The organism is Gammaproteobacteria bacterium, assembly GCA_029882975.1.
In the GTDB taxonomy this organism is placed as follows: domain Bacteria; phylum Pseudomonadota; class Gammaproteobacteria; order SZUA-152; family SZUA-152; genus JAJDNG01.
This window is the reverse complement of the sequence record JAOUJW010000032.1, coordinates 17,664-36,101: the sequence shown is the minus strand read 5'-3', so window position 1 is coordinate 36,101 and position 18,438 is coordinate 17,664. Positions and strand designations below refer to the sequence as shown.

The following is an 18,438-nucleotide window of genomic DNA, read 5'->3' as shown; positions in this document are numbered from 1 at the left end:
CTCCCCCTATCTGAAAACGCGCTGAATTACCCACATAAATGTTAAAGTTTTATTAAATGTGTCCGATATTTTGAACAATTAGTTCCAATTCTGGAATTTTATACATTTTATTTACTTAAGACTTTAATTTTTATGAAATTAAATAGTGCGACAACTATCTTTTTCTTGGGACTCATGGTGGCTAATCCGCTTTACGCTGATGACTATTTGGATGCCGTGGAATCTGAAGCAAATTCTAAAGTTAAGTCCAAAACGTCACCAAACCACGACCCCAGTAAAACTGAACACAGGGAGCACATGGAAATGGAGTTGAAGGCCAAGCTGCCTTCGACATACAAATTCTATACAAAACTATCGGAGAGCAACAAAGCCAAAGTGGCGAAACTGCATGAAATCAACGATGACATTTCGGCAATAAGTAAGACGGTTTTCGACCTATATCTGGTTCAAAACAAATAAGACGAGGACTTTAACGTGAACGTGAAACAAATTTCCTTCCTGTACACCATTACACTGTCCGGCCTGCTGGCCATACCCGGCCTGGCATCCGCCAATATGGATGTAAAAATCGCTCCTGACATCGAAGCAGTGGAACTTAAAGCGGGTGATCAAAACATTCGCATTGAGCGCATTCAGGACACCGAAAATCTGCTTACGGGTGGTTTTTCCAAAACTTCACGAAAATGCCCGCCTTTTTGTATTCAGCCGATTAATGTGGCACCCGGCGTCAAAACTGTAGGTGAACTGGAATTGCTGGATTTTATGAAAAAAGAACTGGCCAGCGGCAGCGGGGTCTTAATCGACGCAAGAACGCCCAGCTGGCATGAAAAAGGGACTATTCCCGGTTCGGTCAATATTCCCTTCACCTCGTTTATTCCCGGAAAAATCAGCTCTTCTGAGCTCAGTGAAATTTTGTATTCCTTGGGTGTACGTAAAAAGCACGACAACATGGTCAGTTCCGCCATGGCCAAGATTAAGAAAATCGTGGACAGCGATTACAAACCCTCTCCTTGGGATTTCGACAATGCCAAAACCTTGCTGCTGTGGTGCAATGGCATGTGGTGCGGACAATCCCCCAGAGCCATTAAAGGCCTGTTAAGCATGGGCTATCCGCCGGAAAAAATCATGTATTACCGTGGCGGCATGCAAACCTGGATGTTATTGGGCTTAACCGTCAACGTACCTAAATAAAGAACGAGTGAACCAACAAAAATAAAACGAACTATCCTCGATAGTGACCCCACAGGGTCCCGGCACGTAAGTTTTTTACGTGCCTTTTTTTTTTGGTTTGTTGCTTACTTCAAATATTCAACGCTGTGTTTGTCGATACAGGATAAAAGTCATATCATCCGGCTTTGAAGGTTGTCCGGGATTGGGCTCTACCATATTTTGCTGACATTGCTGCACTAACAATTGTGCCGCTTCTTCCAGGGGTCCGGTGCGAATTATCGCGCATATGTCGTCTAGAAACATATTGTCCAGCAACCCGTCTGTAGCCAACAACAGGGTATCTTTCGCCGCCATTTCAACCACTGCCCCGATTTCTATGCGCATATCGTCAAATCCCACCGCATTGAATATGAGGTGACGCTGGGGATGAAACATGGCTTCTTCGTGGGCAATTATCCCGGCATGCACTGCGTACCCGGTGGGAGAATGGGAAACGGTTTGTATTTTAACTCTACCCCGTTGTCCCAGCAGAAGAATTTCCGAATCACCCACATGGTAGGGACGAATAAGATTGCCCTTTAACTCCACCAGGGCCACCGTGGTCCCGGAACCGTTCTTGCTGTTAATAATGCGACGATTGGCAGTTTCAATACCGTTGAGAATACCCTCGCGCAGAGCCGTTTGTTTGCGCAGGTTTTTTTGTATTTCGTTCAAGGTAACCGCCGATGCCTGTTGCCCTTTAGGCAGGCCACCCATGCCATCGGCCACTGCCAAAACACCTCTGCGCCTGTCAAATTCAAATAAAGCTGCCGCATCTTCATTGGCACTTTGTTTTCGTGGTGAACGTGAAGAATAGACCACGGCTTCTCCCTGGGCGAAACTCTGCAACCTGTAAGGTTGCTCGTGGTTTTGTTGCAGGTATTTGAGGGCTGTTTTCATATTTTTATCTTTTCATATCCCCGGGGAAGTGATTCCTTGAGGCATTATCCATTGTATAGGGACATACCGGTGCCGTGAAGCACAGGGATGTGCGAGAGCGGCCAGGAACACACATAATGTTCCAGATATAACAACCGCCAAACCCTGTTGCCGGTATTGCTTCGCCAGGCGTGTCTCTGCTTGGAGTGTTTTAACCGCTTAGTCCCTGATCCGGCGGGAACCCCAGATTAGAAACAATGCCCCCAAAAGCACCACCATATCAGCCACATTGAATATCCCGGTACGTAAATTTCCAATTCCCAGATTAATAAAATCCACCACCCGCCCTTGATTTCCGATGCGGTCTATCAGGTTACTGAATCCACCCCCGATCATGAGAGCAAAAGAAACTAACATAAATCGATTCATTTGCTTGCTGATAAAAACATAGATACTCATACCTAACAACAATACAGTGGAAAATACGGTGAATACCCAGAATCGGGTTGTTACAGACAGGTTTGCCCCCAGACTCAGAAACGCTCCCGGATTTTCTGCATATTGAAACCGTAAGGTGTCAAAACCATAAGACAAAGCCGGGGAGTCCGCCAGATAGCGAATGGCTATTTCTTTAGTTATTTGATCGCCGGCAATACAAAATATCACAACCAAACTCAGCAGGCCCGCTCTTTGGGCTGTTTCCTGCAGCGGCATTTAGACCTCCGTGAGCAATATGGGCCTGCCTTTAGTGATTACCATTGTGTGCTCATACTGTGCAGACAGATTTCCCGCGGCAGCAGCTAGAGTCCAACCGTCACCGGCTTCTGTAACAAATCGGCTTTTGGTTGACAAAAACGGCTCTATCGTAATCACCAGCCCCTCCCACAAACGCCGCTTGTCTTTGGGGTCGTAATACCCCGGGATCTCTTTGGGCTCCTCATGTAAGGCACGCCCCACCCCATGACTGCACAAATTTTTTATTACCTTATAACCTTTGTCCTTGGCTACTTTTTGAATAGCTTTACCGATTACATTAATTGGTTGATCCGCTTGTGCTTTGGATATGGCTGAGTATAAAGCCTGCTGGGTTGCCTGACACAAGCGCTGCTTTAAGGGTGAAACCGGAGGCACCACAAAACTTCCTCCGGTATCTGCAAAATAACCATCCAACTCAGCGGAGACATCTATATTGACCATGTCCCCTTTTTGAATCACTCGCTCGCCTGGAATACCATGGGCCGCCTCCTCATTGATGCTGATACACGTCGCACCCGGAAAGTTATAGCTTAATTGGGGCGCAGACCTGGCTCCATAATGATCCAGCAAATGTTTTCCAATCACGTCCAATTCACGGGTCGTCATGCCCGGCTCTGTTTTTTGAATCATGGTATTCAGCACGGTACCGACAATTTTGCCTATGGTGCGCAAGTGTTCCAGATCCTTTTCGTTTTCTATCGTCATTTATCACCCTATAAATCTGACCGGTTGGCGGAAACTACCGCCAAAGGATACTTCAGTAAGTTGTTACGTTCTCTTAGCGTGCTCCACACACTAAGCTGGGTTCCTCTGTCAAAGATTCGCCGCTCACCCGGTGAGCACCTGCACTTATGTGGCTGTATTGGCAGGACTCTCTTTGGCGCAAATGACAAAAATCACGCTGGGCATGCTATTTGCTCATCAAAATTTATTTGACGCTTTCAAAGCTACGTAGTTGCAGCCCGGTTTAGTTTTCGTTCCAGAGACCACCTTTTCTAAAGTTTTCCGCTGAAACGACCGAAACCCTATAGCATCAATCATCTCTAAGCTCGAATATTGTTGCCACAAGGAAACTATATGAAACAAACAGTGGAAACCCTACTAAAAAATGATTTGTTTATATTACTACTCAATGGCGTCATTGTTTACACGGCGTTTACCGCCGTTATTCTGGCGACACTGCAGGTTCCACCAGAAGCCATTTTGGACAGCGGGCTTAAAGAGATCCTGATGATTTTCGAAGGTGATTGATAGTTCTCCTCAGTCGCCGCAAACTACATTTGAGCACAGCGCGCATCGGAACCGGCACAAATACATTCCCCATCTGCAGGACAAATACAGCGTAACGGGGCTATGTATTGGCAGGATTTCACCGCCGAACACATTGCCTGAGCACTTTCTCCGGAAGCCTCAGCAAATTCAGAACCCTCAGCAATTGCATCACAGGCGTTTTGCACCCCACCGCCGGACGCACAGCCTGTTAGGACAACCAACACCCATAGGATAAATGCCCATTTTGTTTTTTGCATCAATGTCCCTCCTTTTGGCTGTTTACTCATGCCAGTATAACCAGATCAAAAACAATTGCCAAAGCGGCTTGTAGCATTTCCGTCAGGATTAATTATTAGCCAGTCTTCAACTAAACCGCGCAAGCGCCGATAGGTAAGGGTAGAGTTTTATCCACAGTTTGACACACTTGGTCTCCATATCATGACAGCGCGGCTTATCTCGGAAATTGACGGACAAACCCAAACCTTTGTGTGTGAATCGGGGCTGACATTTGGCCGTGACTCGCACAGCGATGTCACTTTGAGCGACCCTCTGGCTTCACGCAACCATGCCGTATTGCGACAAATGCGGGGAAATGCCTACGTTTTGACAGATATGGGCAGTACCAACGGTACGTTTCTAAATGATCGGCGCATCAGCGAGCCCACTGTGGTCAAGGACGGAGATACCATTCGTATCGGATCATCCTCTTTTGAGTTTAAAAAGGAACACGCCGAGGTGGTAACTTCGGTGGATATCCCTGAAAAAACGGTCATTTCCAAAACAGTGCGGGTAGCCGAAATTACGGTACTGATCTCAGATATCCGCAACTTCACCCAGCTTTCCGAATCCTTACCCATTGAAACCCTGACCCAGGTGATCGGCCAATGGTCCCGCGAGGTGGCCCAAGTGGTGGCGGACAACCACGGTACGGTGGACAAATTCATCGGGGACTGTGTCTATGCGCGCTGGGAATCAAAAAAGGCATCTGAGTCCGTTATGAGCGCTCTGAGAACCGCAAATGAACTCAACCGGATTTGTCTGCGCATGAATGAACAATACACGCAGTTACCTCACCCTATTGTTGTGGGAGTGGGTATAAACACCGGTTCGGCAGCGGTGGATTTCAGCCAGGAAAACACGGCCATAGGCGATGCCGTCAATATCGCCTTTCGGTTGGAAAGTGCCTCTAAGGATTTGGGCAAAGATATTGTTATTAGTCAAAGCAGCTACCAACATTTGCCCGGGGAACTGTGTACCCAAAGAGCACAAAGCTTGATGGTAAAAGGCAAGAGCGAAGCGGTGATTGCCAGCGGGCTGGATTTTTCAGATCTTCCCATCTTACTGGAGCGTGATCGTTAGTAATTTGCTACCATAGGATTAAACGAGGATAAATATATGATGAGTGGTAGGGCAGCACCGGCAATATCCTGATGAGCGAATTTCCCGACTATATCCAGCCCTTATTCCGCCCACCCAGCGAAGCCAATTCGCTGATTTTACAAGTGACTAATGGTTGCTCCTGGAATCGCTGTGCCTTTTGCGAAATGTACACCGCACCGCAAAAAAAATTCAGTGTTAAGAAAGAACCTCAGGTCTTGGCAGAAATCGAAGCGGCCGCAGAATCCATGCCCTTCAGCCGTCGTGTCTTTCTGGCCGATGGTGATGCCATGGTATTGTCCACTCGACGCTTGTTGGCCATATTGGAACAAATTCGCCGCTATATGCCCCAAGTTACCCGGGTATCCGCGTATTGCCTGCCACGCAATGTAAAGACCAAATCCGTGGCCGAACTCAAAGAGCTACACGATGCCGGATTAGGCTTGGCCTACATCGGCGCAGAGACCGGTGACGACGAACTACTACAGCGCATTCAAAAAGGAGAGAGCTTCGACTCCAGTGTTGAGGCCTTACAAAAACTGCGTTTAGCGGGCATTAAAACCTCAGTGATGATTCTCAACGGGCTGGGTGGTGATGTGTATTCACAACAACATGCGCTTAATTCGGCCCGTCTGGTCAATGCCGCGCAACCCCACTATCTCGCCACCTTGGTATTGAGCTTTCCCATGGGCAAACAACGTTTTTTATCCCATTTCCCCGAAGGTCTGCAGTTATTGGATCAAGCCGGTTTGTTTCAGGAAATGCGTACGTTTCTATCCCATACGGAATTGGACAGTACCTTGTTCCGCAGCGACCATGCTTCGAACTATCTGATTTTGAAAGGCGTATTGGGCCGAGACAAACCGCGCCTGCTGGAACTGCTGGATAAGGCGCTGACCACACCGGAACAGGTGTCCTTACGCCAGGAATGGCAACGGAGCTTATAAACACCAAGCCCTCTCAGAGCCTTGCCAGTAATATATTCCCCACGTCGTCCAGGCGACAGCGCCAACCCGATTGCACATAGGTTGTGGAAACGGTTTCCGTGATCAACAGCGGACCGTCCATTGCAAAACCGGCACCCAGGTGCTGTCGCTGCAATACCGGTACGGTTTGGGTCTGTTCCGCATCGGCACCCATTCCCGGTAATTCCACCCAAATCGGATCTACCCCCTTGGCGACATCATGGCCCGGCAAAACCGCAAGCTCCAAGGGTTCACTGCTACCACAAACCTTGGTTCTGGCAGTCACCAACTCCACGTCCAGCTCCATCTTATGACCATAGCGATTAAGATGCAGCTGCTCAAAATAGGAGCGACTTTGCTCGGCGTCAAGCCAGGGAACATTGAGTGCGTAACTCTGCCCGGTGTAACGCAAATCCACGCTATTTTGGGTTTGCAGTTGGGACTCCTGTAACCCCTCACTTAGCAATGCCTGGGCAGCCTGTTGGCGCATTTGCTCAAACACCGGGGTCAACTGCTCCTGACTCCTATCCCCCAGGGTTTGGGCCATCCCCTGGGACAGTTGTCGTGACCTGGGCGCCACTAGCATGCCCAGGGCCGATAACACCCCTGCGTGCACCGGCACAATGGCTTCGGGCATGGCGAGAGCTTCCGCCAGGGCACAAACATGCAAGCCACCGGCACCACCGAAACTCACCAGGGTCAGGCTTTTAGGGTCCAGCCCCCGCTGCACCGACATCACTCGTAAAGCGCGGGCCATGTGCTCGTTCACCACTTGAATTACGCCCAAAGCCGTTTGAGTCACACTCATACCCAAATCGCGGGCCAATGCCTGTATGGCATGTTGGGCTGCCGCGACATCCAATGTCATACCTCCCCCCAGAAACAAATCGGGCCGTAACCGCCCCAGCACCAAATTAGCATCGGTCACCGTCACTTGTTGACCGCCTTTCCCATAACAGGCAGGTCCTGGGTCAGCACCGGCCGACTGCGGCCCCACTTGCAATATACCGCCTTCATCCACCATGGCAATGGAGCCCCCACCGGCACCGATGGTGTGCATATCAACCTGGGGGACACCCACCGGATAGTCCCCGATGCTACCCTCTGATGTCAGTACAATGTCCCCATCGATCAACGCCACATCAGTGGAAGTCCCCCCCATATCAAATGTAAGCAAACGCCGGCGATCCGAATAGCGGGCCACGTACTGCGCCCCCGACAAGCCACCGGCCGGACCCGACAGCAGTAATTCCACCGAACGCAGCGCCGCCTGATCGGCTGCGATGGTACCGCCGGCACTTTGCATAATGGAAACCGCCGATCTTTGCGGCCCGGTTTGCGTAGCTGTTTTGGTTTCGAAGTGTGCCACCCCGTCACACAGGCGTTGCAAATACCCCGCAACAATGGGTCCGACACAAGCATTGAGCCAGGTACTAATACCGCGTTCATATTCCTTACATTCGGGAAGCACTTGTGAGGACAATGACACAAACATATCCTCCGGTACGATATCGGCCACTTGCTGCTCAAACCGATCGTCCAGAAAGGAAAACAATAAGTTCACGGCCACGGCTTCCGGTTTCAGTTGTTGCAATTGCCGACGCAACTGCTGCAACTCTGATGTGCTCAGAGGGTCCACCACAGAGGCATCGGCACCCAAGCGCCCTCCGGTTTCCAGACACAATGCTTTGGGGACGGGCGGATGCGTTTTAGGGGGCTGCAGGTTATATAGCTGTTTGCGGGCCTGGCGACCAATACTCAGCACGTCACCCAAACCATAATTGGTGATATAGGCAGTGCGAACCCCCTTCCCCTCCAATACCGCATTCGTGGCTACCGTAGAACCATGAACCACAAATAAATCCAGACAAGACAACTGCTGCAAACCCAGCTCGCGCATACCCTGCAAAATAGCCAGCTCCGGAGCTTTGGGGGTAGATAAAACTTTATGGATACGTACGGTGTTATTGCAGAGCAGGACGAAATCGGTGAACGTGCCACCGGTATCCACCCCTAGTACGACTCTGTCTAAAACACCCATACTTTTCTCTTGTCTATACTCTGTGTCGAACAGCAAGTTTACCAGAGTTGGCGCGGGGTCACAGTATGTCAGCGTTAAACACTGTCCACCAGGAGAACCAAGGCAATCACCCATAAACTCAACCGTAACAGCTTCTTATAGTTATCCGTATTCATGCGCTTACGCAAGCGCATGCCCAACCACAGCATTAACACGATGAAGGGCAAAAGCAGCAGCGTAAACTTCACCACCTGCCAGTCAAAGGCCGAATTGGCGAGAAAACCTATGATCTGACCGCTTTTGCTGATCAAAAAACTAAAATTGAAAGTTGCCACCATCAACGTGGCATCCATACGTGTAAACAGGGCGTACATCACAATGGCCGGTGCAATAATATTGATCATGCCTCCCATCAAACCCAGACCAAACCCGAACAACCCCATGGCGAACGGCGGGACCCGCCGCTCCGTCTGCGCCTGCGGTAACCGTTCCGCCACCAGATAAACAATCAACAACACGGCAAGCAGTAATCGCAGCGGTTGCGGGTCGGTATGCAGTAAAACCTGTGTACCAAGCAAACTGCCCGCAATGGTAAACACAGGGATAGGCCAGTAACGCCGAAAGGCCTCACGCCACTGTTTTTCCGCTGAGATGCTGATGATATTGATCGTCACTGTAGGGAACAAAGTCACCATAACGACCAAAGGCAACTCTAACCACAGTAACAGCACCGGCGTGGATAACATGGGAAAACCAAATCCCAATAGTCCGTGTATGCAGGCAGCTGCAAGCAGAATAGCGACAATCGTCGGCTCGGACATGGAGTGGTCCCGCGCACTGGTGTAGAAAGGAATCGCTTGTAACCGCTTTCTGCGGCAAGCTTGACTTACACAATCTTAGCTAAGGCAAATTCTGCCTGAGACAAACTCACTCAGAGACAACCACTTTATTACGCCCCCCATGCTTCGCCGCATACAAAGCTTCATCCGCTCGTTTGACCAAGGTCTCCACCGTATCCTCCGGCCTGGCCATGGTCAAACCGAAACTCATAGTCACCGACAAAATTAAATCGGCCAAATTTATAGGGTGATCGGCAATACGTAAACGGATACGCTGGGCTATTTTTTGGGCTGTATCCAAGGGGATATTATGTAAGATCAACATAAACTCCTCCCCGCCATACCGGCCGACCACATCTTTACCGCGTAACGAGGCTTTTATACGCCGGGCCACGTCAATAAGCACCGAATCACCGACCTGGTGACCGTGGCTGTCGTTTACTTTCTTAAAATGGTCAATATCCGCCATAGCCAGGCAAATAGGGGTACGATTTTCTCGAGATTGCTCCAACGCCCGGCTTAATTCGGTAAACACTTGCTCACGGTTGACGATACCCGTTAGCGCATCTGTAATGGCTTTTTTCTGAAACTCCGCCGCCTGAGAACGTATCCCCGTGATAGACGCCTCCAGGTTCTGCACTTGGGCTCCGTGATAGGTTTCTATGGCCAGCGACATATCCAGAGCATTAATTTTGTAAAGAAACTCCACCAGTTGCTCATAATGCTGCTGATCATCGCGCACCGTTTGAGGGAAATGGTTAATAATACTTTGAGTTAATCCACGGTAAGCACATAAATATAGGCTTAGGGACAAACCCACATCCCCGTGAGCCAAACCCACGTGTAAGCGATGTTCAAAATACTTTCTGCTGTCAAAACCACTGCCCAAACTGAGCAAAAAAGTGGTAATGATCTTCTTGATACGCTTACCGGCGGCCTCATCCTTTATGAATGTTTTTACTTCCGGATGCGAAGTGAAACCGTCGAAAAACGCATTCATGATAAGCGGAAAATTGGGCACTATGACTTCCTGCTGTAAACGCCCCGCCAATACATAATCCTTGTCGCCTAGATCCAACAAAATGAGGCGTTCTCGAATTTTTTCTTGCGTAAACCCAAACCGCTCACAAAGACTTTGTGTCATACCGTATTTCATCTATGGTTAATACTCAACAAACTATAGCAGCCTATGACGAGTATGGAACGAAAAGGTGAATAATTGATCAAACCAAGGCACACGGCATTGAACCTTGAGGCATAGCCGGATGCAAAACCCCGGTTTCAGGGCCGAGCTCAATTCGTGTAAAATCCAGCGCTGGTAACCGCAAAACAGAGCACATGCACAGCCAAACCATGACAGAAGAACACAGCGATAGGGACAAACACTGCTACATTAAAGTGACCGCCCTGAGCCGTTATTTCGGCAACATCAAGGCCGTGGATGACGTGAGCTTTGAGCTGCACCGTGGTGAAATACTGGGTTTTCTAGGTCCCAACGGTGCAGGCAAATCCACCACCATGCAGTTACTTACGGGAAATTTGGCCGCCACTCGCGGTGAAATACAGATCAACGGTATTGATTTGCTGGAACAGCCGCGGCAAGCCAAGAGCAATATTGGCTATTTGCCCGAACAGCCTCCCTTATACAAGGAATTCACCGTTGAGGAATACCTAAGATTTTGCGCCCGTCTGCATCGCATTGATCCATCCCGGTTGTCCTCTCGTGTGGGCAGCACCCTGCAACGCCTGGAGCTCGGACCGGTTCAAAATCGACTCATTGGTAACTTGTCCAAGGGTTATCAACAACGTGTCGGCATCGCCCAAGCGATCATTCACCAACCGCCGGTTATTATTCTGGATGAACCCACCGTAGGTCTGGATCCGAAACAGATTCGTGGAGTGAGAGATTTGATTCAGGAGTTAGGTAAAGACCACGGCGTTATCTTATCCACTCACATATTATCTGAAGTACAGGCGGTGTGTGACCGTGTGCAAATAATCAACAATGGTAAACTGGTACTGCAAGAACAAGTGGATCGATTGGAAAACCATTTACACAGCCGCAGCCTCATTGTCGGATTTGACACCAAACGTCAAGTAAGCGACTTCGCCGCCATAACATCAATGGATTCAATAGAACGCCTGGATGATCACCGCTTTCGCATGCGCCATCAAGCACATCAAAGCCCTGCGCAACAGCTGGTCAAGCTTTCAGTGGAAAAAAATTGGCAACTTAACCAACTGACCCCGGAGCAACAATCACTGGAACAAATTTTTATAAATCTCACCGTGTCGGAACAAAAAAATCTCACGGCTCCGGACTCCCCTGCTACAGAGGAAATCCAATGATCATAACTTTGGCAGCCCGTGAACTGCGCAGCCTATTCGTCTCACCCTTGGCTTGGGCCGTGCTCACAGTGGTGCAGCTCATACTGGCCTATGCCTTCTTATTGTACCTGGACTATTTCGTCAAACTGCAACCCCAACTGGAACTGCAAACGACGGACCTGGGTATCACTCAAATTGTGGTCACTCCATTATTGGCAACAACGGCGATTGTGCTGTTAATTATCACGCCCATGGTAACCATGCGCCTGATCAGCGAAGAACGCCGCAATCAAACTATGACACTGCTACTGTCCGCACCTTTGAGCATGACAGAATTGGTGCTGGGAAAATTTCTGGGAGCACTGGGATTTTTTCTGTTAATTTTGCTCCTGTTGTTAATGATGCCTTTCTCCTTGTTGCTGGGAACATCCTTGGATTTTGGAATTTTAGCAGGCGGGTGTTTGGCTCTATTGCTTTTGATCAGCTTTTTTACCGCATTGGGTTTGTACATCTCGTCTTTGTGTAACCACCCCACTGTCGCCGCCGTTAGCACTTCGGCGGTGTTGGTTCTATTGTGGATAGTGGATTTGGCCGGTGGTGCCGGAAGTCAAACGCAATGGCTGGGATATATTTCAATGTTGCAGCACATACAACCCATGCTACGCGGCATTATCAACAGCAACGATATTGGCTATTTTGTGATTCTGTCCACGGCGTTTCTGGTGTTAACGGTGCACCGCCTCAATCAACAACGTTTGACACACGGCTGGACCTGAGGCTGAGAAATTGATTCTATGAAACCCTTGCACATGAAACCTCTACCAATGAATCTACTCTCATGAAAACACTCTGATGAAAATTACCACCGGAACCCGGCAACAACTGCGCATACAAAATGCTGTGTTTATAGGGTTGGTGCTCTTGCTCACCATTTTGTTGGCCGCAGTCACCCAGCGTTACAAATTTAGCAGTGACTGGAGCAAATTTGAGCGCAACACCTTGTCCCAAGCAAGTCAGCGCTTGTTGCACACCCTGGAACAACCCCTGCGTTTTACGGTCTTTGCCACCCAATCAGAACTACTGCGGCAACAGAGAGAGGAATTGATTTTAAAATACCGCCGCTCCCACACTGCAGTGGAATACGAGTTTATCGATCCTGTGGAGCAACCCGCTATCGCCCAGTCCAAAGGAATCAACAAAGACGGAGAAGTTATTATCACCTTGGGTGAGCGTAGTGAAAAACTATCAGAGCATCATGAACAGGCCTACACCAATGCCATTCAACGCATGGCCCGTAGTGCCGAACGATGGATGATTTTCTTAAGCGGACACGGTGAACGCAACCCTCTGGGAAAAGCCAATCACGACTTGGGAGAGTGGGGTAAACAACTGCAGAGTAAGGGGATAAATTTACAAACCCTGAATCTTACGACACAACCTATTATTCCCGTAAACACCGCTGTTTTGGTTATCGCCTCACCCCAAGTGGACTATCTCCCGGGAGAACTGGACCTGATTCGCCAATACCTTACTCGGGGAGGCAACCTACTTTGGTTGGCCGAACCGGGTTCCTTGTACCAATTGGACCCTCTCACTGAACTATTGCCTTTGGAGTTCGGCACCGGTCAACTAGTGGAACCCTCTACTCAGCTCTTTGGAATTAACAATCCCTTTGTTGCCTTGAGCAGCGAATACCCTGCTCACGAAATCACGGCAAACTTTAATGTTGTCACACTATACCCCATCGCCCGCCCGGTCAAAGGGCGGGATGAACGAGACTGGGACGCACAGACATTGTTGCGCAGCCTGCCGCGCAGCTGGGTGGAGACGACTCAATTCAGCGGCAATGTAGGCTTTGATCCACAAACCGACCGCAAAGGCCCTGTAGATTTTGGCGTAACCCTCAGCCGAATCGTACCGGGCATTGAACCGTCGAGCAGCAGGCAGCAGAGGATTTTGGTCATTGGAGACGGCGATTTTCTCTCCAACGCCTATCTAGGCAATGGAGGCAACAGTGATTTAGGTCTGTCGATGGCCAACTGGCTCAGCCATGATGACCGCTTTATTAATATTGGCGTAAAAACTGCCGTAGGGTCCCAGCTAAACTGGAGCGGACCCACCCAGTTAATCATTGGTTTTGGATTTTTGTTTTTCATTCCCCTGGCTTTGGGAGGCACCGGAACCTGGCTTTGGTTAAAGCGGCGCAAACGCTGAGCATGGACAGGCTGACCACGATAAACAAGCGCTGGGCGATTTTGCTGCTTCTGCTCTTATGCGCCATCGGCTTGGGCGTGTTGTTGCTGCCGGAGCCCCAACTACCCCCGTTTCAAGCGCAGACAACACAAGGACAACGTTTCAGCCGCCTGGATGCAACAAACATCACGAGAATAAACGTCAACCTACCGCAGGGCAGCGAACAGCACTTAAAAAGGGTGCTGCAACTGCAACGCCGCGATCAAACCTGGTGGATCACACAACCGGTAGAGTTTCCCGCCAACCCCATCCAGGTGAAGAAACTGATCAGCGTATTATATGAAGCCAGCCATCAACAATTTGAGATCAAAGCAAATGAATTAAGCCAATATGGTTTGGAGCGCCCGCAAATGCTCCTGGAATTTAATGATGAACCTGTACGAGTGGGTAACAACGACCCCGTATACCAACAGCGCTATATTTTACACCAAGACAAAATATATTTGATCAACGATACACCGGCATTGTGGATGAACAAATCGGCCGACGCATTTGCACAGCCGGCGCTTTTACCCGAGACAGGCGCCATCCAGTCGATTCGACTGCCATTATTCACAGTGCTCCGTGAGAAAGGCGCTTGGCGTTTAACTGCGAATCCGCAAGGTAACAGCCGGTCAGGAGTCAGCATGGAATTGACCGCCATTACGTCGAAACTCAGCACGGATGTCTTGGCGGCATACGTGGATGAATGGCGCTACGGCCAGGCCCTGAGCGTTCAATTCAATAATGCGATAGCGACACCCAAAGATTCACCACAAATTATTGTGCAACAACAAGGCCGGGAACAAGCTCACATTTTCTATTTAGATACCCATAACCAGACCCTACGCCGGGATAAGCCCAACACCACATACCAACTGGCCCCGGAAACCTATCGCACATTAACACAGCCAACATTCCTTAAACACTTACTCCCGGACTCAGGACACTAGCATGCCCGAGCTACCCGAAGTGGAAACCACCCTTAGGGGTATAGAACCTTATGTACTGCAACAACGCGTGAAAAAAGTCATTGTGCGCCAACCTCAGTTACGTTGGCCGATTCCTGATGAACTGAACAAACAACTACAGAACCGGATAATCAACAAGATCTCCAGACGAGGTAAGTATATATTATTACACACTCAAAGAGGTGCCGCTATTTTACACTTGGGCATGTCCGGTAGTTTGCGGGTAGTGGATGCACTGACACCAGCTCAAAAACATGACCACGTGGATATTTGTTTTACCCAAGGTCATTGCCTGCGTTTACGGGATCCACGCCGCTTTGGTGCTTTGCTGTGGAGCGAAACGCCGGAGCAACATCCGTTACTGAGCCCATTGGGAGTGGAGCCTTTGTCGGCACAGTTCGATGCAAGCTACTTACATGCACAAGCACATGGGCGCAAACGCGCCGTAAAATTGTTTTTAATGGACAGCCATATCGTCGTTGGCGTGGGCAATATTTACGCCAACGAAGCTTTGTTTGCCGCGGGCATTCATCCTAAAACCGCCGCTGGAAAAATCAGCTTGAAACGTTATGAAACATTGGCGAGCGCAATACAGTCCATACTGACAGCAGCAATACAACAAGGCGGGACTACTTTAAAAGACTTTTTGGGCAGCGACGGTAAACCCGGATATTTTAAGCAACAGCTCAATGTGTACGATCGAGCCGACGCACCCTGCCCACGCTGCACCTCAGCTATTAAACTTGTAAAGCTGGGACAAAGATCGACGTACTTTTGCAGCAAATGCCAACGGTAGCCGTACAATAAATTAGAGCATACAAAAAAAAAAGACCCGTATTAACGGGTCTTTCAAATTAACTAATATCGACGTCTATTGGCGCCTTGGTGATATCTTACGATATCGTGTAGCGAACTCTTTATGGTAATGGATTTGTATTAAAGCGGCGTTACGTTAGTCGCCGATAACCCTTTGGGACCCCGTTCCGTCTCGTACGCTACTGCCTGTCCCTCAGCCAACGTTTTAAAACCACTACCTGCAATTGCAGAATAGTGTACAAATACATCATCTGAGCCATCTTGTGGCGCAATAAAACCAAATCCTTTGGCCTCATTAAACCACTTTACTGTACCTTCAGCCATGCTAATACCCCTTGAAAAAATTTATTGTTTTAGTCAAATCAGAGCTTGCAGAGATGTAAAACGAAAACCTGGGGAAAAACGGGAGGAATTTCCGAATTGATTACGTTTTTGCTGCAGCTTAAAAGCTAGTATAGACCCTATTGGCCTAAGAATCCAAGTAGTTAGAGCTCAACTTGTAAGCTTTTATTACCCCGTTATAGATATTGTTTCTGTGCTCCTAAATTAGACTTATGGACACAATAACGCGGCGTAGGTGTTCAAGGGTAAACCCTTAAGTATTTTGGAAGCAAGCGCCATTCTTCTTTATATATAAGTGGTGCAGCATCTGAATCGTTAAGACACAGCACAGCACCCATTCCAACTGCATAAGATAGTGATATTCATTGAGATTTGTCGGAGGTGGGTGTGAAATAACCTTCTGGCGTATTTGCTGTACTTTATCCGGGTCAAATAAAGAAGAATCCAGAATGGCTTCACGAGAAAGATACCGATCCAACTCCCGGGCCAGATCGTCCCGAAAAAACCATTCACGAATGGGAGTATAAAATGCGCGCTTTTTGAATTGTTGCGGGTGTTGCGGTAAACGATCCCGCATAACCATTTTAAGAATATACTTCTCATCCATGCCATTGAGCTTGAGGTCAGGCGGTATTTGTGCGGCCAACTCCACCAAAGGATGATCCAAAAACGGGACCCGCACCTCAACACCGTTGGCCATTGCCAAGCGGTCGCCTTTCAACAGTATCCAGCCGGGTAACCGTGTTTTCACTTCCATGTACAAGGACTGATTCAGCGGATGCACTCCGTCCACATTGGGTTTTATTTGCGCCGCCATTTCCTGCATCTGCTCGTTAGTTTCACAACATTTAAGAAAATCGCCGGTGAACAACCCCTCGCTGGGACCTTGCATCACATGCCATAGATCACGCCACACCGGATAAAAGCCAAATGTTTGTTCCACTTGACGCTGTTGTTGCGGATGGTGTAATTGCGCCAACATACGCATATAGTCTTGAGCAAAATCGCCAAACTCATCCAAGTAATATTGTAAGCGCATCTCTTCGTCCATGAGGGAATTACCCCAAAGCCGAATGTTGTTCTGTCGATAGCAATCGTAACCGGCCAGGATTTCATCCGCCCCTTCACCGGTATAAACCACTTTGTAGTTATTGTTGTTTACCAACTCAGACAACAGGAAAAACGGAACATCTACTGCCATACGTTGCGGTTGTTCGATAGCGTAAATAGTCTGCTCCAAGGCATCCAGGTATCCGCCCTCGCGGCTGTCATCCATGGTTAATTGATGCAAAGGAACGCCGATATGGTCCGCAATGCCGGCTGTAATCGCAGACTCGTCGGCGTTGGGGTTGGAAAACCGTACCGTAAATGTATTAACTACATCCGGATAATGTTGCGCCAACAACCCTGCCGTTGTTGACGAATCAATTCCACCGGAAAGGTATGCGCCAATAGGAACATCACCGATCATGTGAGAATCAACGGCATCATGTAAAGCAGCCTCGAATCGATCCAGCCAGTATGCTTCAGGAAAGTTTTCGTGGTCATGTTCCAGGGGAAACTCTAAATCCCAGTATTCCCGCAACTTCGGTTCACCGCCGGGACTTAGGCTCAAAGTGTATCCGGGAGGTAACTCCAATACGGAATCAAATACTGTATAGGGACAAATGCTAAACTGGTACTTAAAAAAGTTTTGGATGGAGTGAAGATTGAACTTGGGTTCAAGATCGCAGCCCGCAAAAACCCCCTTGATCTCCGACGCACCCACCAACACACCATCATTCCAATAATAATACAGCGGCTTGATTCCCACGCGGTCCCTAGCCACAAACAACTCTCCGGACCGGCTGTCATAAATCGCGAAGGCAAACATACCGCGAAGCTCTTTGACACAGGCGGCGCCGTATTCTACATAAGCACGCAATATAACTTCTGTGTCCGATTGGGTTTGAAAGACATGCTTACGTTTTTCCAACGTTTGGCGCAAAGTACGGTAATTATAAATTTCACCGTTGAACACAATACTGTAGCGCTCATCGTCGCTCACCATGGGCTGCACGCCACCTTGAATATCCACGATACTCAACCGAGTGTGGCCCAAAGCACAGTGGCCGCTTATCTGTGTGTTTTGTTGATCCGGCCCGCGATGGGTCAACGCCTTTACCATAGCGTGAATCCCATGGAGACCGTGATCTGACCCGTTATTGTTATAAATAAACGCAATTCCACACATGGCAATAGTCCAATTCTGCTTTCCGCATCACGAGTGGCGTAAAATCGCCAATAAACCGAGGATTTTTCTCAGTACTGAGTAGGCCATTTCCTACACAGAGACCTGAGCAACTATCCCGTCCCACCACACCCTAAAAATTTGTCCAGCCTACTAGGTTCAAAGAAAAACCGCCAGGCTTTATAAAAACAGTCACTTAATC

At 48.8% G+C, this 18,438-nt stretch carries 19 protein-coding genes; 10 read left to right on the top strand and 9 right to left on the bottom strand.

From position 1 onward, the window contains the following. Positions 1-132 precede the first annotated feature (132 nt). Both OEY58_18785 and OEY58_18780 read left to right on the top strand, forming a co-directional pair. Complete coding sequence (locus OEY58_18785) at positions 133-459, top strand: hypothetical protein (GenBank protein MDH5327503.1); 327 nt, start codon at positions 133-135, stop codon at positions 457-459. Positions 460-474: 15 nt separating this feature from the next. After that, the gene (locus OEY58_18780; protein ID MDH5327502.1) at positions 475-1,191 is read left to right on the top strand and encodes a rhodanese-like domain-containing protein; all 717 of its coding nucleotides are present in this window, start codon (positions 475-477) and stop codon (positions 1,189-1,191) included. 117 nt (positions 1,192-1,308) lie between these two features. Here OEY58_18780 and OEY58_18775 read toward each other — a convergent pair whose 3' ends face one another. The 3 genes from OEY58_18775 to map all read right to left on the bottom strand — a co-directional run bounded on the left by OEY58_18775 (position 1,309) and on the right by map (position 3,549). After that, positions 1,309-2,109, bottom strand: a complete 801-nt coding sequence (locus OEY58_18775; GenBank protein MDH5327501.1) for a protein phosphatase 2C domain-containing protein — start codon at positions 2,107-2,109, stop codon at positions 1,309-1,311. A 198-nt stretch (positions 2,110-2,307) separates the two neighbouring features. Further along, entirely contained in the window at positions 2,308-2,802 is a 495-nt protein-coding gene (lspA, locus tag OEY58_18770; GenBank protein MDH5327500.1) for a signal peptidase II, read from the bottom strand. Continuing rightward, on the bottom strand, positions 2,803-3,549 hold the full coding sequence (gene map / locus OEY58_18765; protein MDH5327499.1) for a type I methionyl aminopeptidase: 747 nt from the start codon (positions 3,547-3,549) through the stop codon (positions 2,803-2,805). A gap of 372 nt (positions 3,550-3,921) precedes the next feature. On the opposite strand from map, the gene OEY58_18760 reads away from it, so the two are divergent. Then, positions 3,922-4,095 carry a hypothetical protein gene (locus OEY58_18760; protein ID MDH5327498.1) on the top strand — a complete coding sequence of 58 codons (174 nt, stop codon included), beginning with the start codon at positions 3,922-3,924 and terminating at the stop codon, positions 4,093-4,095. A gap of 23 nt (positions 4,096-4,118) precedes the next feature. Here OEY58_18760 and OEY58_18755 read toward each other — a convergent pair whose 3' ends face one another. After that, positions 4,119-4,373: a hypothetical protein gene (locus OEY58_18755; protein MDH5327497.1), complete on the bottom strand. Its 255-nt coding sequence runs from the start codon at positions 4,371-4,373 to the stop codon at positions 4,119-4,121. A 181-nt stretch (positions 4,374-4,554) separates the two neighbouring features. On the opposite strand from OEY58_18755, the gene OEY58_18750 reads away from it, so the two are divergent. Together OEY58_18750 and OEY58_18745 are read left to right on the top strand one after the other, a co-directional pair. Then, on the top strand, positions 4,555-5,475 hold the full coding sequence (locus OEY58_18750; protein ID MDH5327496.1) for an adenylate/guanylate cyclase domain-containing protein: 921 nt from the start codon (positions 4,555-4,557) through the stop codon (positions 5,473-5,475). Between the two features lie 65 nt (positions 5,476-5,540). After that, a complete protein-coding gene (locus OEY58_18745) occupies positions 5,541-6,440 on the top strand; it encodes a B12-binding domain-containing radical SAM protein (GenBank protein MDH5327495.1) in 900 nt (299 codons plus the stop codon). A 13-nt stretch (positions 6,441-6,453) separates the two neighbouring features. On the opposite strand, the gene OEY58_18740 is transcribed toward OEY58_18745, so the two are convergent. From OEY58_18740 to OEY58_18730, 3 genes are all read right to left on the bottom strand, one after another. Continuing rightward, positions 6,454-8,499: a hydantoinase/oxoprolinase family protein gene (locus OEY58_18740; GenBank protein ID MDH5327494.1), complete on the bottom strand. Its 2,046-nt coding sequence runs from the start codon at positions 8,497-8,499 to the stop codon at positions 6,454-6,456. A 74-nt stretch (positions 8,500-8,573) separates the two neighbouring features. Continuing rightward, entirely contained in the window at positions 8,574-9,299 is a 726-nt protein-coding gene (locus tag OEY58_18735) for a sulfite exporter TauE/SafE family protein (GenBank protein MDH5327493.1), read from the bottom strand. A gap of 106 nt (positions 9,300-9,405) precedes the next feature. Further along, positions 9,406-10,461 (bottom strand): diguanylate cyclase, encoded by a 1,056-nt coding sequence (locus OEY58_18730; protein ID MDH5327492.1) that lies wholly within the window; start codon positions 10,459-10,461, stop codon positions 9,406-9,408. A gap of 194 nt (positions 10,462-10,655) precedes the next feature. On the opposite strand from OEY58_18730, the gene OEY58_18725 reads away from it, so the two are divergent. The 5 genes from OEY58_18725 to mutM all read left to right on the top strand — a co-directional run bounded on the left by OEY58_18725 (position 10,656) and on the right by mutM (position 15,644). After that, positions 10,656-11,666: an ABC transporter ATP-binding protein gene (locus tag OEY58_18725; GenBank protein ID MDH5327491.1), complete on the top strand. Its 1,011-nt coding sequence runs from the start codon at positions 10,656-10,658 to the stop codon at positions 11,664-11,666. After that, the gene (locus tag OEY58_18720; GenBank protein ID MDH5327490.1) at positions 11,663-12,421 is read left to right on the top strand and encodes an ABC transporter permease subunit; all 759 of its coding nucleotides are present in this window, start codon (positions 11,663-11,665) and stop codon (positions 12,419-12,421) included. The genes OEY58_18725 and OEY58_18720 overlap by 4 nt, the downstream gene beginning before the upstream one ends. Positions 12,422-12,497: 76 nt before the next feature. Beyond that, on the top strand, positions 12,498-13,859 hold the full coding sequence (locus OEY58_18715; protein ID MDH5327489.1) for a GldG family protein: 1,362 nt from the start codon (positions 12,498-12,500) through the stop codon (positions 13,857-13,859). Next, positions 13,835-14,830: a DUF4340 domain-containing protein gene (locus tag OEY58_18710; GenBank protein ID MDH5327488.1), complete on the top strand. Its 996-nt coding sequence runs from the start codon at positions 13,835-13,837 to the stop codon at positions 14,828-14,830. Before OEY58_18715 ends, OEY58_18710 begins: the two co-directional genes overlap by 25 nt. Position 14,831: 1 nt before the next feature. Beyond that, the gene (mutM, locus tag OEY58_18705) at positions 14,832-15,644 is read left to right on the top strand and encodes a bifunctional DNA-formamidopyrimidine glycosylase/DNA-(apurinic or apyrimidinic site) lyase (protein MDH5327487.1); all 813 of its coding nucleotides are present in this window, start codon (positions 14,832-14,834) and stop codon (positions 15,642-15,644) included. A gap of 140 nt (positions 15,645-15,784) precedes the next feature. Here mutM and OEY58_18700 read toward each other — a convergent pair whose 3' ends face one another. Together OEY58_18700 and asnB are read right to left on the bottom strand one after the other, a co-directional pair. Next, complete coding sequence (locus OEY58_18700; GenBank protein ID MDH5327486.1) at positions 15,785-15,988, bottom strand: cold-shock protein; 204 nt, start codon at positions 15,986-15,988, stop codon at positions 15,785-15,787. 271 nt (positions 15,989-16,259) lie between these two features. Then, entirely contained in the window at positions 16,260-18,239 is a 1,980-nt protein-coding gene (gene asnB / locus OEY58_18695) for an asparagine synthase (glutamine-hydrolyzing) (protein ID MDH5327485.1), read from the bottom strand. Between the last annotated feature and the right edge of the window lie 199 nt (positions 18,240-18,438).

Excerpts from the sequence above, each read along its gene's own strand:
- OEY58_18785 (MDH5327503.1), top strand. The coding sequence starts at position 133 with ATGAAATTAAATAGTGCGACAACTATCTTTTTCTTGGGACTCATGGTG.
- OEY58_18775 (MDH5327501.1), bottom strand. The coding sequence starts at position 2,109 with ATGAAAACAGCCCTCAAATACCTGCAACAAAACCACGAGCAACCTTAC.
- lspA (MDH5327500.1), bottom strand. The coding sequence starts at position 2,802 with ATGCCGCTGCAGGAAACAGCCCAAAGAGCGGGCCTGCTGAGTTTGGTT.
- map (MDH5327499.1), bottom strand. The coding sequence starts at position 3,549 with ATGACGATAGAAAACGAAAAGGATCTGGAACACTTGCGCACCATAGGC.
- OEY58_18760 (MDH5327498.1), top strand. The coding sequence starts at position 3,922 with ATGAAACAAACAGTGGAAACCCTACTAAAAAATGATTTGTTTATATTA.
- OEY58_18755 (MDH5327497.1), bottom strand. The coding sequence starts at position 4,373 with ATGCAAAAAACAAAATGGGCATTTATCCTATGGGTGTTGGTTGTCCTA.
- OEY58_18750 (MDH5327496.1), top strand. The coding sequence starts at position 4,555 with ATGACAGCGCGGCTTATCTCGGAAATTGACGGACAAACCCAAACCTTT.
- OEY58_18740 (MDH5327494.1), bottom strand. The coding sequence starts at position 8,499 with ATGGGTGTTTTAGACAGAGTCGTACTAGGGGTGGATACCGGTGGCACG.
- OEY58_18735 (MDH5327493.1), bottom strand. The coding sequence starts at position 9,299 with ATGTCCGAGCCGACGATTGTCGCTATTCTGCTTGCAGCTGCCTGCATA.
- OEY58_18730 (MDH5327492.1), bottom strand. The coding sequence starts at position 10,461 with ATGACACAAAGTCTTTGTGAGCGGTTTGGGTTTACGCAAGAAAAAATT.
- OEY58_18725 (MDH5327491.1), top strand. The coding sequence starts at position 10,656 with ATGCACAGCCAAACCATGACAGAAGAACACAGCGATAGGGACAAACAC.
- OEY58_18720 (MDH5327490.1), top strand. The coding sequence starts at position 11,663 with ATGATCATAACTTTGGCAGCCCGTGAACTGCGCAGCCTATTCGTCTCA.
- OEY58_18715 (MDH5327489.1), top strand. The coding sequence starts at position 12,498 with ATGAAAATTACCACCGGAACCCGGCAACAACTGCGCATACAAAATGCT.
- mutM (MDH5327487.1), top strand. The coding sequence starts at position 14,832 with ATGCCCGAGCTACCCGAAGTGGAAACCACCCTTAGGGGTATAGAACCT.
- OEY58_18700 (MDH5327486.1), bottom strand. The coding sequence starts at position 15,988 with ATGGCTGAAGGTACAGTAAAGTGGTTTAATGAGGCCAAAGGATTTGGT.
- asnB (MDH5327485.1), bottom strand. The coding sequence starts at position 18,239 with ATGTGTGGAATTGCGTTTATTTATAACAATAACGGGTCAGATCACGGT.